This is a genomic window from Paenibacillus ottowii, assembly GCF_050516475.1.
Classification (GTDB): Bacteria; Bacillota; Bacilli; order Paenibacillales; family Paenibacillaceae; genus Paenibacillus; species Paenibacillus ottowii.
Map to the genome: position 1 here is coordinate 4,572,169 of NZ_CP191577.1, position 13,810 is coordinate 4,585,978.

General features: G+C 46.5%; 11 protein-coding genes. 1 reads left to right on the plus strand and 10 read right to left on the minus strand.

The genetic code is table 11. From position 1 onward, the window contains the following. Positions 1-256 precede the first annotated feature (256 nt). The 7 genes from ACQQ6X_RS21345 to ACQQ6X_RS21375 form a co-directional block, all read right to left on the minus strand. Positions 257-1,558: a pyrimidine-nucleoside phosphorylase gene (locus ACQQ6X_RS21345; protein WP_305166941.1), complete on the minus strand. Its 1,302-nt coding sequence runs from the start codon at positions 1,556-1,558 to the stop codon at positions 257-259. Positions 1,559-1,590: 32 nt separating this feature from the next. After that, positions 1,591-2,298, minus strand: a complete 708-nt coding sequence (deoD, locus tag ACQQ6X_RS21350) for a purine-nucleoside phosphorylase (RefSeq protein WP_013373173.1) — start codon at positions 2,296-2,298, stop codon at positions 1,591-1,593. A 73-nt stretch (positions 2,299-2,371) separates the two neighbouring features. After that, a complete protein-coding gene (deoB, locus tag ACQQ6X_RS21355; RefSeq protein WP_305166942.1) occupies positions 2,372-3,556 on the minus strand; it encodes a phosphopentomutase in 1,185 nt (394 codons plus the stop codon). 29 nt (positions 3,557-3,585) lie between these two features. Further along, positions 3,586-4,764, minus strand: a complete 1,179-nt coding sequence (locus ACQQ6X_RS21360) for a NupC/NupG family nucleoside CNT transporter (RefSeq protein ID WP_305166943.1) — start codon at positions 4,762-4,764, stop codon at positions 3,586-3,588. Between the two features lie 75 nt (positions 4,765-4,839). Further along, positions 4,840-5,235, minus strand: coding sequence for a cytidine deaminase (locus ACQQ6X_RS21365; protein WP_025674701.1), 396 nt, complete (start codon positions 5,233-5,235; stop codon positions 4,840-4,842). A gap of 30 nt (positions 5,236-5,265) precedes the next feature. Beyond that, entirely contained in the window at positions 5,266-5,928 is a 663-nt protein-coding gene (gene deoC / locus ACQQ6X_RS21370; RefSeq protein WP_063210266.1) for a deoxyribose-phosphate aldolase, read from the minus strand. A 211-nt stretch (positions 5,929-6,139) separates the two neighbouring features. Beyond that, a complete protein-coding gene (locus tag ACQQ6X_RS21375) occupies positions 6,140-7,075 on the minus strand; it encodes a sugar-binding transcriptional regulator (RefSeq protein ID WP_305166944.1) in 936 nt (311 codons plus the stop codon). Between the two features lie 276 nt (positions 7,076-7,351). Between ACQQ6X_RS21375 and ACQQ6X_RS21380 the strand changes: the two genes are divergently transcribed. After that, positions 7,352-7,765, plus strand: a complete 414-nt coding sequence (locus ACQQ6X_RS21380) for a chemotaxis protein CheW (RefSeq protein WP_305166945.1) — start codon at positions 7,352-7,354, stop codon at positions 7,763-7,765. 56 nt (positions 7,766-7,821) lie between these two features. Here the strand turns inward: ACQQ6X_RS21380 and ACQQ6X_RS21385 are convergent, their stop codons facing one another. From ACQQ6X_RS21385 to ACQQ6X_RS21395, 3 genes are all read right to left on the minus strand, one after another. After that, positions 7,822-8,940: a slipin family protein gene (locus ACQQ6X_RS21385; protein WP_305166946.1), complete on the minus strand. Its 1,119-nt coding sequence runs from the start codon at positions 8,938-8,940 to the stop codon at positions 7,822-7,824. Between the two features lie 794 nt (positions 8,941-9,734). Continuing rightward, positions 9,735-10,364, minus strand: coding sequence for a class I SAM-dependent methyltransferase (locus ACQQ6X_RS21390; protein ID WP_305166947.1), 630 nt, complete (start codon positions 10,362-10,364; stop codon positions 9,735-9,737). A 45-nt stretch (positions 10,365-10,409) separates the two neighbouring features. Beyond that, entirely contained in the window at positions 10,410-13,328 is a 2,919-nt protein-coding gene (locus ACQQ6X_RS21395; protein ID WP_430493486.1) for a glycosyl hydrolase, read from the minus strand. Positions 13,329-13,810: the final 482 nt, after the last annotated feature.

Consider the following 13,810-nt stretch of genomic DNA (forward strand, 5'->3'; position numbering starts at 1 on the left):
GTCATCATGATTGCACAGATGGAACGGCTTATTTTCTATAAAAAAACCAAACTCATATCCATTATGAGTCTGGCTGTCATATTTTTCAAACTTGTTTAAAGGAATCCATCCAGTGGCTCTCAAGTATAGACTGCTTTTTAATGCAGCCGTTCAGTTGCCACAGTAAAGAACGACAAAAAGGCCGGAAGCCCTTTAAGCTAAGGACTCCGGCTCTATAACCATGGATTGCTATTAACTTACGCAGTACAGCTATATCTTACTCTGTCACTGTTCCGTAGATCAGCACGGGGGCTTCCGCATGATCCGCAATACGGATGTTCGTGTAGATTTTCTCCATTACTTGGTCCACGTCTTCACGGTTCGCATGGATTGTAACCAGTGAATCACCTTTTTGAACCGCATCGCCGACTTTTTTGTTCAGCATCAAGCCGACAGCCAAATCGATCTCGGATTCTTTGGTTGCGCGACCTGCTCCCAGCAGCATCGCAGCGGTACCAATTTCGTCAGCCACGATTTCAGCTACCACACCGTCCTGCTTTGCAGGTACTTCAATAAGATACTGTGCTTGTGGCAGGCGTTCTGGATGATCCACTACAGAAGCGTCGCCGCCCTGGTTCGCAATAAACTCTTTGAATTTCTCCAGGGCTTTGCCGTTACGAATGACCTCTTTGAGCTTCTCTTCGGCGTGTTCAAGAGAGTCTGCTTTCCCGGCCAAAAATACCATCTGACTGCCCAAAGCCATACACAGCTCTTCCAGATCTTTGGGGCCTTCACCGCGCAGCGTATCAATTGCTTCTTTAACTTCCAGCGAGTTCCCGATAGCCAACCCCAACGGTTGACTCATGTCAGAAATAACCGCCATGGTCTTACGACCGACATTGTTCCCGATGCTTACCATGGCATGTGCCAGTTCTTTGGCATCTTCTACTGTTTTCATGAATGCGCCCGCACCTGTCTTGACATCCAGTACGATGGCATCAGAGCCGGCAGCGATTTTCTTACTCATAATCGAGCTGGCGATCAGCGGAATGGAATTTACCGTTGCTGTAACGTCACGCAAGGCATACAATTTTTTATCCGCAGGTGTCAGGTTGCCGCTTTGTCCGACGACCGCAATTTTGCTGCGATTCACCAGATCCACGAATTCATCCTTGGTGATTTCTACGTGAAAGCCTGCGATGGCCTCCAGCTTGTCGATCGTTCCGCCCGTATGACCCAGGCCGCGACCTGACATTTTGGCCACTGGAATGTCTAAGGCTGCTACAAGCGGAGCCAGTACCAGTGTTGTCGTATCACCCACACCGCCAGTGGAGTGCTTATCGACCTTTACACCTTCAATCGCGGACAAATCAATCGTATCTCCTGAATGAACCATTGCCATGGTCAAATCAGCACGTTCCCGTTCGTTCATATCTTTGAAGAAAATAGACATCGCCAATGCACTGACCTGATAATCAGGAATTTCACCCTGAGTATAGCCTTGGATAATAAAGTTAATTTCCTCAGTGCTCAGTTCTTTTCCATCACGTTTTTTTTCAATCAAGTCTACCATTCTCATATGTCATTTCTCCTCACTGTGCGTATGATCGTTTACAGGGATACTGCTGTATCCAGTGCAACTTCCATCATTTCTTTAAACGTGGTTTGTCGTTCTTCTGCTGTTGTTTCTTCACCTGTCAGCAAGTGATCACTTACTGTCAGAATGGTCAAGGCATTTACGCCAAACTTGGCTGCCAGCGTATATAAAGCCGAAGTTTCCATTTCCACACCCAGCACGCCGTATTCCATCAGCTTTTGGACCACTGATTTATCATCACGGTAGAAGCTGTCTGAGCTGAATACGTTACCGACATGCATGTTCAGGCCTTTGGCAACACCGCGATCATAAGCCCCTTTTAAAAGAGGGAAGCTGGCAATCGGTGAGAAATCATAGCCGCCAAAGATATGGCGGTTCATGCCGGAATCTGTACAGGATGCCTGTGCCAAAATGACGTCACGAACATGCACGTGCTCCTTCATTCCACCGCATGTACCCACGCGGAACAAGTTTTTCACCCCGTACTCGCTAATCAGTTCATTGACATAAATACTGATGGAAGGCAATCCCATCCCGGTTCCCTGTACAGACAGGCGTTTGCCTTGGTACGTTCCCGTGAATCCGAGCATTCCGCGTACCTCATTGTAGCAGGTCACGTCCTCCAGGTACGTTTCAGCGATAAATTTGGCTCGTAGCGGGTCTCCTGGCAGCAAAATTGTTTCTGCAATCTCTCCAGGTTTGGCTCCAATGTGTACACTCATGTTTTTTATTCCTCCGTCCCATTTATCCATGCTTATATTGTTACTAATCTTCCTGCCCGCACTCTTGCCTAGATTACTGAAGCTCTGCCAAAAAGCTGGTTCCATGTTCAGGCAGTCTTACACCAAAGTTATCCGCAACAGTCGCTCCTATATCCGCAAACGTCTTACGAACCGCCAGTTCCTTGCCTCCATCTACAAAACGAGGAGAATATACCAGCAAAGGCACATATTCGCGGGTATGATCCGTTCCACGATAGGTTGGGTCATTCCCATGGTCTGCGGTGATGATCAGCAGATCGTCATCGGTCATTTTAGCGAAGACTTCTGGCAGACGGGCATCATAATCGTCCAAGGCTTGACCGTATCCCTGCGGATCACGGCGGTGGCCGTACACAGCATCAAAGTCCACCAAATTCAAGAAGCTTAATCCGGTGAATTCCTCGTCCAGCGTAGCCACCAGCTTATCCATGCCATCCATGTTGGACACTGTGCGCACGGCCTTCGTTACACCCTCGCCGTCAAAAATGTCAGAGATTTTACCCAAGGCGATTACATCCAGTCCTGCATCCTTCAGTTCATTCATTGTGGTACGACCAAATGGCTTTAGCGCATAGTCATGCCGATTGGAGGTACGAGAGAAGTTGCCTGGCCCACCTACGAACGGACGGGCAATAATGCGACCCAGCATGTACGGATCTTCCAGCGTAATTTTACGGCAGAACTCACAGATCTCGTAGAGCTCCTTCAAAGGTACAACTTCCTCATGAGCAGCAATTTGCAGCACTGAATCCGCTGAGGTATAGATGATGAGTGCACCGGTTTTCACATGTTCTTCGCCCAGCTCATCAATAATCTCCGTGCCGCTGGCTGGCTTGTTGCCAATGACTTTGCGGCCTGTATGCTCCTCAATGCGCTGAATCAGCTCATCTGGAAACCCATCCGGGAATACACGGAAAGGAACCGCAATATTCAAGCCCATGATCTCCCAATGGCCTGTCATCGTATCCTTGCCATTCGAAGCTTCCTGCATTTTGGTGTAATAAGCAAGTGGCTTATCGGCCGCTGGCACACCTTGTATGGAACGAATGTTGGACAGACCGAGCTTACCCATATTCGGCATGTTCAGCCCGCCGCGTTCGCGCGCAATATGACCAAGTGTATCTACATCATAATCATCAAACTGGGCAGCATCCGGTGCTTCGCCAATACCAACCGAGTCCAAAACGACCAAGTGAATCCGTTTAAATTTAGACATCATAAAAATCCTTTCCTAATTCGCTGTTTTTTTTACAAAAACAACCCTGCAATCGTTGCGGACAGCACGCTAACCAGCGTCGCCCCGTACAACAGCTTCAGACCAAAACGGGCCACTACATTTCCCTGTTTTTCATGCAGACCCTTTACAGCCCCGGAAATGATACCGATGGATGAGAAGTTTGCAAAGGATACGAGGAATACCGATACGATCCCGACCGTACGCTCAGACAACCCTGTTTGCTTGGTCAGATCCAGCATGGCTACAAATTCGTTGGATACGAGTTTGGTAGCCATAATACTGCCCGCCTGCACGGCCTCGTTCCACGGAATCCCCATAACAAAGGCAAACGGTGCAAACACATAGCCCAGCAGTGCCTGAAAGTTGATTCCAAACAACCAGGAGAAAATGCCGTTAACCATGGCAATCAGCGCCACAAAACCGATCAGCATCGCAGCTACCGTAATAGCAACCTTGAAACCATCCATTATATACTCCCCGAGCATTTCGAAGAAGGACTGCTTTTCTTCCTCTTGAACCTCCAGTAAATCGTCTTCCTTCTCAATCTTGTACGGATTAATAATGGAAGCGATAATAAAGCCGCCGAACAGATTCAGCACCAATGCGGTAACTACATATTTGGGGTTCAGCATTTGCATGTAAGCTCCCACAATCGACATGGATACGGTAGACATCGCAGATGCACACAACGTATACAGCCGATGTTGCGGCAGCAGACCAATTTGCTTTTTGACGGAAATAAATACTTCGGATTGACCCAGGATAGCCGAAGCTACAGCGTTGTAGGATTCCAGTTTACCCATTCCGTTTACTTTGCTCAAGACAAGCCCGATATATTTAATAATGAAAGGCAGCACTTTTATATATTGTAAAATCCCGATCAACGCGGAAATGAACACAATCGGCAGCAGTACTCCGATAAAGAACGGCGCCGCCCCTTCATTGGCAATTCCGCCAAATACAAAGTTGATCCCTTCACTTGCATATCCCAAGAGACTGTTGAACCCAGCTGCAAAGCCCTTGACCAAAAATTCACCGATCCCTGTGTTCAGCAATACAAACGCTAGCGCCGCCTGCAAGACAACCATAACCACCAGTGGACGATACCTGATTTTACGTTTGTCACTACTGGCAACGTAAGTAAGTGCAAATACAACAAGCAATCCCACCAGAGCGATTACATATTTCATTTCAATTCCTCCTCATTACATTAAGCGCTTACATTGACCATAAAAAGAATGCGCCCCAAAGAGGCATTCTTTTTTTTATTTTCCCAAATCTGCAGGTCGAAAAGCACCCGGCAGTAACTGCTCCATCGTCCACTCTTCCGTATTGCCATGAAGGTTTGTCAGATAAATTTTGGTATCTTGATGAGCAAATTCGGAGATAACCTGACGACAGGCCCCACATGGAGACACAGGTCCTTCCGTATCCGCTACTATCGCAATCGAATCAATTCGACGGCAGCCTTCGGATACCATTTTGAAAATCGCTGTCCGCTCCGCACAATTGCATAAGCCATAGGAGGCATTTTCCACATTGCATCCGTGATATACCGTGCCATCGCTCCCGAGAACCGCAGCACCTACTTGAAAATTCGAATACGGAACATATGCCTGTTTGCGCGCCTCAAGCGCTTTCTGAATCAATTGATCCTTCATCCCGAATCCCTCCATGACTTTAAAATAAACTTAGTAGGAAGATGTAGATTGCTCGCCCTCGATGATTTTTACACCGGAACTTGCACCGATCCGGCTTGCGCCAGCTTCTACTAATTTTTGCACATCCTCCAGGCTGCGTACGCCGCCGGAAGCTTTAACACCAATCTCAGGTCCTACCGTTTTGCGCATCAAGGCTACGTCTTCCACAGTAGCTCCACCTGTAGAGAAACCCGTCGAAGTTTTCACAAAATTCGCTCCGGCTTTGACGGACAGCTCACATGCCAGTACCTTCTCTTCGTCTGTCAGCAGGCAGGTTTCGATAATCACTTTGACCAGTGTACCTGCAGCAGCTTCCACAACCGCACGAATATCCTTTTCTACGAGTTCCAGATCACGTGCCTTCAAGGCGCCGATATTAATAACCATATCCACCTCAGTCGCACCGTTAGCAATCGCATCTTTCGTTTCAAATGCTTTCGTTGCCGACGTGTTCGCTCCCAGCGGGAAACCGATAACCGTACAGATAGCTACGCCTGTGCCTGCAAGCTGTTCGGCAGCATAGGCTACCCACGCCGGATTTACACATACGGAAGCAAATTGGTATTTTTTTGCCTCAGCAGTCAACTTTGTAATTTCGTCCTTCGTCGCATCTGCACGCAACAATGTATGGTCGATTAATGCTGCAATGTTCATATCTGAAAGCTCCTTCATTCAATAAATAGTGTGAAGAAAATGAACCATTTATTTCTCTGTGATGAGATCATCATAGCACGGCTTTGAACATATGTAAAACACATTTTGAAATTATGTTCACGCTTGTACACAGGGCGTTCACCTACATTTCATAATACCCTGTAGGCCTGCGCCATAACCGTATGTTTATTTGGAATGAGGCCAACATGCCCTACTGCAAAAGTGCTTGTGCCGTAAACTGATCCGTCACCAAAATATTCGCATACTTGCCACGCAGCGATGCCCGAATAGCCTCTACTTTGCGCTGACCTCCAGCCACGAGGATGGACTTCTCCTTCTTTCGCAGCTCAGACAAATCAATTCCCACGGTACGGCTGTTGATTTCCTGACTGCATATCTTACCTTCATCGTCAAAAAAGCGTGAGCAAATATCGCCTTTGCCGATTTTTTGCAGCAGCTTCTGCTCTTCATGGTTAAAGTAACCTAACCGGAACAGCAGTGCATCCTCCTTGACCGTACCCACCGTAAACACCGCAATGTTCGCCTGCTTGCCAAGTTGAATGATACGTTGGATATGTCGATCCTCCTCGACCATTCTCTTAACAGCTTGACTGTCGAAAATCACGGGCAGCGGCAAATACCGAGCGATGGTGTTAAAGGCTTCTGCGAACAAATTTACGGTTTCCACCGCATAAGTGTTGACATGTGAATGGCTTACGCCTCCTTTAAGCTGAACCACCTCGACTCCCTTGACCTGCTTTTGCTGGAGATGAAGCGCCACCGCATGCATGGTTGTTCCCCATGTCACTCCAATAATATCAGCATCCTGTACCGTTTCATACAAATAATCGGCTGCTTTTTTGCTAATGTGCTTCTTGATCTCCTGATAATCATTTAATGGCGAATAACAGACCAGCACGGTATCCAGCCCGTATTTCTTTTTCACCTGCTCTCCGAGCGCGTCCATATCCTCCATTGGGTCCACAATACTGATCCGCACGTATCCCTGTTCCTTGGCAGCCTGAAGTAAGCGCGATACCGTGGGTCGCGAAACCCCGAGTCTGACCGCGATGTCTTGCTGGCTATAGTCGTTCAGATAGTATAATCTGGCTGCCTCGATACTTAGTCGTTGCTTTTCATGATCCATTCTACCTCAACCCGCTTATCTTAAAAATGTAGTGCCATCGGACATGGGCTTAGCCCCAACATTTATATGTAAGGGAAACTCAAAGCTACACTCTGTCCGTTTGGCTGTTATTTTGGAAGATTTAACTGCTCGTTTGTGATATTCTGTGATTAACTAAAACCATTTTACCGCATCCTCCACTTTATCGTTCCATCTATCAAAACGCAATAGTTAACCTATTTTATCGCTAGTTCACAACTTGTAATGGACTTATCTGAATATGTAAGGAGAATTGCTATGTCTGAATATATTGTGTGCAGTCTGGCGGACAAAAAGTTCGCATTAAACTTTCTGGAAGTAGAAGAAGTCATGAATGCCAAAAAAGGGACACCGCTTCCCTTTTCCGAAGCATGGCATGAAGGAATGGTGACCATTCGTGGCGATGTATTTACCATCCTTAATCTACGCAAGAAGCTGCTTCTTCCCGCAGCAAGCGATTCCTCCGAGGACAAAATGATTTTGCTCAGTCGTGCAAAGATTGCTTTGCTTGTCGATCAGGTGGAGGATACGGCATCTGCCGAAGACAGTCAGCTACAAAGCAATGAGGAAGAATGGCAACGCGAGTTGTTCCCTACTGTGATGGAGCATCAGGGTGCTCTCATTCCGGTAATTGATATGGACGCTTTTCTCGCATCCACCAAAACGAACTAAAAAAATACTCCCTAACCTTGAGCCGGCTTGCACTCATCGTTCGGGAGTATTTTCTGTTATTGGAGTCCCTGCCCCTCTTTCATATGAACCAACGTGTTTAGCTGCTCCAGCAGCGTATTTCCGCCAGTCAGCGATATCGTACCAATCTTCTCGCAGATTTTTTCCATGAATTCCAGCTCTTTGAGACGATAGAGGGTAGCATTTTCGTCCATCAGCTTGGCCGTATTGAGCAGACTACGAGTGGATGCCGTCTCTTCACGTCGTGTAATGAGGTTGGCTTGTGCCTTCTTCTCTGCCAATAGCACCGTATTCAGAATATCTTTGATATCCCCCGGCAAAATAATATCCTTCACCCCTGCTGACGTAAAAGCAACCCCATATTCATCGCTCTGCTCATTCAGTCGCGTCAAAACATATTCCGCAATCTCCTGCTTCATTTTCAGCAGATCATCCAGCTTCATTGTACCTACGTATTCGCGCAACAGCAGCTGCAGCATAATGTAGATTTGCTCCTCGTATGCTTTGAACTCCAACGCTCGCAGCGGGTCGGTGATCCGGTACTGGCATACGAAGTTCAGACGCAGCGTGATTTTGTCCTCCGTCATGATTTCCTGCCCCATCAGGTCCATCTGCTGCTGTCGCATATCTATGGTTTTGATCTCTGTGTTCACCGTGGACAACCAGAAATAATATTTGCCTGGCTTCAGTTCACCTTGCAGCACATTATCGTAATACAAAAAGCCCACTTCATGACTGGCCACCTGTAGAGCTTTCCAGAAGCCCGGTGTCTTGGACAAGAATGCTTGCCCCAAAGCCTTATCAATGGCAGGCTGCCGAGTATCTGCACGAACAAAACGATGCTCCTTGAGCATGTTCCAAAATGCATATTTCCCTGCTGTCAGCAGCTCTACAAACCGATGATCCTCATAATGCAGCACATATTCATGGTCCTCCACATCGATGACGGTCAATTGCTCCAGCAATAGAGGATCTGTCAAAAACAAACGAATATCATGATCTCGTACAAAAAAGGGTTCGGCTACATTTAAAATTTCAAATTCTTCCTGCTGAAATGTCTTCATTAGGTAAGTCCCTGGGTTCAGCAACTTGTGGTAGCTTCCTTTTTTAAACAGCAGCCCGCGCTCATCGGATTTAATCGTTATTTTCTTAAACATCGTATCACTCCTAGTATTGATAATCCTCAACTTAAAAATGTACATTTTCCGCGTGTAGCGGCTCCACGTTCCATTTGATCTTCCGATCGCTGTTGCCCCTGAATATTGGATTTGATGAACCCCTTATAGGGTTAAATTTCAGGGGCAAAGGCGAACGATTCGCTTCTCCAGATTCAAACGGACCGCTCCGCTTATTCGCACGTTGAGTCAAAACACATTTTTAAAATGAGGATTTATTTTTATTTGTTGTAGGGATAGGACCCTTGCAGAGCATCCCCCCGGAATAAAGGGCGGGGCCAAGCTTAAGGAAAAAGGAAGGGGCCGCCTGTTCCCGCATTCGGGGATGGAATTCACCAGCCCACATCGACTGTGAACCCTTATCTCCGAAGCTACGGGCGCTGTCGGTGCTTGCTCTCTCCGGTATCCGCTGGCCGCATAGCCATCGTCCCGGCATCCGTCATCAGGACCAGATATGGGATGCTCTTATCCAGGTCTTTTCATTGTGTTATTCGATCATTCGAATACTCTACCAGAAGTCGCGTGGAAGGCGATTGGGAATCGAACCCTAATTGCTGGTGGATACATTAGATTTACAGGATACCTGACCCGATCAGGGCAGGCACTGCGGGAACATTGGAAATCCTCGCCTCGGCAATATCCTTCTGTATCAGCCTTTATCATTATTGCGCACCCTTGCACTCACGAACATGGCGAAAGTATTACGACCCCTAAAAAACAAAAAAAACACGGAGGAGCATATGTGCTTCCTTCGTGTCGTTCTTTTACAATTCCTATTACATCTCTTTTTGGCATTTTATCATGATAAATTTAAATGGGGGTTTGCTTTCCATGTTTTTATGTGGCTCAACAATTTCCGAAAAATCGGTTAGTCCATATTTGCCGAATTCTTGTTTTATCGAGTCAGCATCATAAAAAAACATTTTTACCCCTTCCATGATCTCGAAATAGTCTTTTCCCAGTTGCTTTCCCTTTCCATACATCGGAGCTTCTTTTGAAATCGTCGTAAAAACCATATATCCGTTTGGCTTTAACTGATTATAACAATCGTTAATAAACTTTTCTCTCTCTTGTTTATTCAATAAGTGAATAAGGGCATAACAAAATATACCGTCATAAAGTTTGTTATCAAAAGGCATATCCGTTACGGAGCCATGAAAAATACTAATGTTAAGCTCTTTTTGTCTCGCCAAATCAATCGCTGTTTTTGAAATCTCAATACCTGTTACATTGATTCCGTTATCCACAAAAACCTTGGCATTTCTACCATATCCAATACCAGGTATCAATATATCCTTAATATTCTTTTTAAGAAAAAAATCCTTGGTCAGGATTGCCGAGTCTGAAGGTTCAAAGCCCCACATCATTTGATTTTCTATAAAACTTGATTCCCAAAATTCTGTCATACCGTATCTCCTCTATATTTATCATATCCAAAGTTTTGTAATTATTCAGGAGCAAGTCCGGTTTGGAGAGGTGTTCAACACTTCGGTTGCAGAAATTTCGGAATCCCCTGTCGTTGTGGAAGCCGTCTGGTGGGTATAGCTAAATGAAGGAGTCTCATATTGCAATCCCGCCTTTTCATACGTGAACCAATAGCTAACGGCCTTCCCGATGGAGAGGTCTGTAACCCGTTGCTCCCAAACACCGGCATTGTTGGTCATCCGGTAATTAAGCTGTTGTCCACCTGTTAAAGTATAGTGCACGTCAACATAGGCGGAGGCTGTTTTGGGGGTAAATTGAAGCAGTGCTTCACGATCGCTGACAAAACGAGCCTTGACGGTGTAATCCTCCGTTTCTCCGCCTCCCTCATTGCCGCCAGATGCTGCCTCCGTAGTTACCGATACAGCTTGGCTTGCCGCAGACATGTTACCAGCTGCATCGCGAGCCTTAACTGTAAAGCTGTAAGTAGTAGCTGCATTTAATCCTGTAATTGAAGCGGAAGTAGCGTTTATTTTTGCCGCCTGAGCCCCGTCCTTATACACAATATACTCCGTAACGCCAACATTGTCTGTGGATGCCTCCCATTCCAGGGTAACCGTCGAAGCCGTTTTGGTCGTAGCTCGCACATTTGCTGGAGTGGATGGTGCCTCTGTATCCGGCTGCGGATTGCCGCCGCTTCCATTTCCAGTATTAAAGCTGTTCGGCTGCACGGTAATGCTGTGTCCATCTGAGAAGGTTACTGTTTTGACCTGGTCTGTAAAGTTGTAGGCCACATAGGTTTTTACACCGTTCTTATGAAATACGGCATAAATAGGTGAATTGGCGGTGATGCTGCGGTCAATGTTGCCTACAGTATCCAAATTATAAATCCAGTGGTAGGCATTCGCCTTGGAATTGCCCGCTTCCGGTGTCATCGCGGCTACGCGTGCACTGAATTTGGCCTTGGCATCGGACGGATTCGAGATCGCTCTGTACATATATACGATATCTTCCCACGGATTGAAATTCCCTCCGCTTTTTTGTAGCAGATTATTATAATTTTTAGCCGCATACTCCGGATATTGTGTAAGGTACAAGGAAGCCGAGGTAATCGGCAGCCAGTTGATACCGTGCACCTCTGCGGGGTTATTGGTCCACCAGGTTGCATTCCCCACCGTTTTACCACCCCAGATCATACTGGCCGTCGCGCTTTGCATCCCTGAAGGGGTGTTCGTACCTTGTACATCAAACCAGTATTCGTTAATCGCATTCATTTCAGTTGTGTATAGATAAATGCCCAGATCACGAGTTTGGGTATTTCCCGTCGCCTCGCCCCATAAAATCAGACCTGCCCAAGCATTCATCGCCTCCGAGGAGGATTCATTGTTATTGCCGTCGCCAAATTTGGCATGACCGGAGGCCCAGGTATGCCCGGCATAAGGATCAAAATTACGCAAATACGGAAATTTCGAATCAGACCTGTCGGTATTGGCAATGTCGCGAATGAGCAGCTGCACCATCTGCCCCCATTGTGAATTGGATGCCCAGCTCTTGTCCACCCGTGCAATTTCGGCCGCTGCCTTAATAAAATATCCATAATGGAAATGATGGTCATTTAATTCTACTGCACTGCCAAAGCTGTCGGGATAACCGATTAATGTTCCCCAATTGCTATTGTACACAAATAGATTCGAGCTCTTCAGTTTTCCTGAGCTGTCGCTGGCCTTAAACCAGTCCTGCAGCCGGCTTTTGATCTCATTGCGGAACTGGGTCGCTGCTGCGGTATTGCCAACCTGGTCGGCAATTGGCGCCAAGGCTGCCAGCTTGCCCAGTCGTTTTCCAGTCCAGTACGTGTCACCATCGCCAGTATAGACTTCCGCTTTCGCTTCGTCTATATAACTGTTCAGTGTATTTTTATCATAAGACCCCATGTCGGGCAAAGACGGGAGTACCCCTGTAAATTTCATTTTGGTTTGAAAAGAAGCACCCTCCGCTGTTTTCATCAGACCACGTACAGAATTGTACGTGTAGCTGAGCAGGGACTGCGATGAATTTTTCCACTGATGCGGGTATAAGGCAAAAATAGTACCGGCTTGTGTGCCTTGCTTTGCGGTTGTTGTAACGGTAAAGGTGGTCGTTACCTCGGAAGAGGCTTGGTTGTAGCTGTACTGAACTTTGGAGTTTGTAACGAAGGAATAGGCGTATTGCTGAAATTTGTCCAAAGTCGCCGTTGTATTGTCTGGCAAGGCCGCCACTGTAAAATAGTTTTTTCCGTTCAATTGATTGATCAAAGTACTCGTTCCGAGACCGGACCAAGTGCTGCCGGAGGGGCCAAACAGACCATAATGCGAGCCATTGATCGTAATGCCAAGCACAGGAGAGGTAGCTGAGCCAGACCAGACCTTTGGCACCTCATTGAACGAGAGCTTCGGATTGCCGCCGCCAAACTCAAAAAAGACATAAGGAGAGCCGTGCCCATAGGTAGCGCTCATTTTGTTGCTTCCACTTTGAAATAACGATTTGACATACCAGTCGCTGAAGCCATCTACCTTGGTATCCGGAAAGGAAGCGCTTACAGAATGTCCGATGGTAAAATCGTTCACATCATCCATCCAGCCTGCAATGTATCCCGGATTGGCCGTAATTTTTCCGCTTGGGTTATAAATGCGTAAACCATTTTGCTGATTTTTCAAGGCAAGCGGATGTGGATATTGAGCCTCGGAGTAGGGTACCCATGCCAGGCTGCTCCACCAGTCGTTGGTAGGCATTGGACCAGTTACATTCGCTGTCTTGTAAATTTCGTTTTGCGGTGTAGCTGCTCCGGCAGGTAATGTGGTCGAATATGAGCCTGCGCCTTGCGTGACTTCGCCCGAAAAGGCTTTAGTAGAAACCGGTGCTGCTAGAAAAATCAGACTGGCACTTAACAAGCATAATATCATTTTTCTCACAACCTACATCCTCCTTTGAATTCTTTTCTCCCTTTCCCTGCAAAGCTATCCCCTTTCCTTTCCTTTTCTTTCCTTCCAGCTTAAATTCAACTTCATTGTGCTTGATCTCCATTTCTAGGTCAATCCTTATATTTCTAGATTTCAACTAAACAAGGCGAAAGTCTCTAAAAATGCATAAGAAACCAGGACGAAAAACCCAAGTATTATGTAATGATGCTATTTTGAATTCATCCCATAAGACGTTCACCGCATGAGTTATTCACCCCATAAACCATTCACCCTAATAAACATTTAGCTTATAAAAAAAGACCCTCCAGGCCTTTTAGCCCTTCAGATCCTCTGTTTTGAATTTATAAGTTTTTAAGTCTTTGAGCTTTTGAGTACTTATTTCTCATGCCCTTCCCCATGCTCCACACCATTTTGAAAAATGAGTGACTTTGCGGTGGGTAGCAGCGGAGCGGAGGGATTGAATCTGGAGAAGC

Bases quoted from the DNA above. Each gene is read 5' to 3' on its own strand.
- ACQQ6X_RS21345 (WP_305166941.1), bottom strand. From the start codon at position 1,558: ATGAGAATGGTAGACTTGATTGAAAAAAAACGTGATGGAAAAGAACTG.
- deoD (WP_013373173.1), bottom strand. From the start codon at position 2,298: ATGAGTGTACACATTGGAGCCAAACCTGGAGAGATTGCAGAAACAATT.
- deoB (WP_305166942.1), bottom strand. From the start codon at position 3,556: ATGATGTCTAAATTTAAACGGATTCACTTGGTCGTTTTGGACTCGGTT.
- ACQQ6X_RS21360 (WP_305166943.1), bottom strand. From the start codon at position 4,764: ATGAAATATGTAATCGCTCTGGTGGGATTGCTTGTTGTATTTGCACTT.
- ACQQ6X_RS21365 (WP_025674701.1), bottom strand. From the start codon at position 5,235: ATGAAGGATCAATTGATTCAGAAAGCGCTTGAGGCGCGCAAACAGGCA.
- deoC (WP_063210266.1), bottom strand. From the start codon at position 5,928: ATGAACATTGCAGCATTAATCGACCATACATTGTTGCGTGCAGATGCG.
- ACQQ6X_RS21375 (WP_305166944.1), bottom strand. From the start codon at position 7,075: ATGGATCATGAAAAGCAACGACTAAGTATCGAGGCAGCCAGATTATAC.
- ACQQ6X_RS21380 (WP_305166945.1), top strand. From the start codon at position 7,352: ATGTCTGAATATATTGTGTGCAGTCTGGCGGACAAAAAGTTCGCATTA.
- ACQQ6X_RS21385 (WP_305166946.1), bottom strand. From the start codon at position 8,940: ATGTTTAAGAAAATAACGATTAAATCCGATGAGCGCGGGCTGCTGTTT.
- ACQQ6X_RS21390 (WP_305166947.1), bottom strand. From the start codon at position 10,364: ATGACAGAATTTTGGGAATCAAGTTTTATAGAAAATCAAATGATGTGG.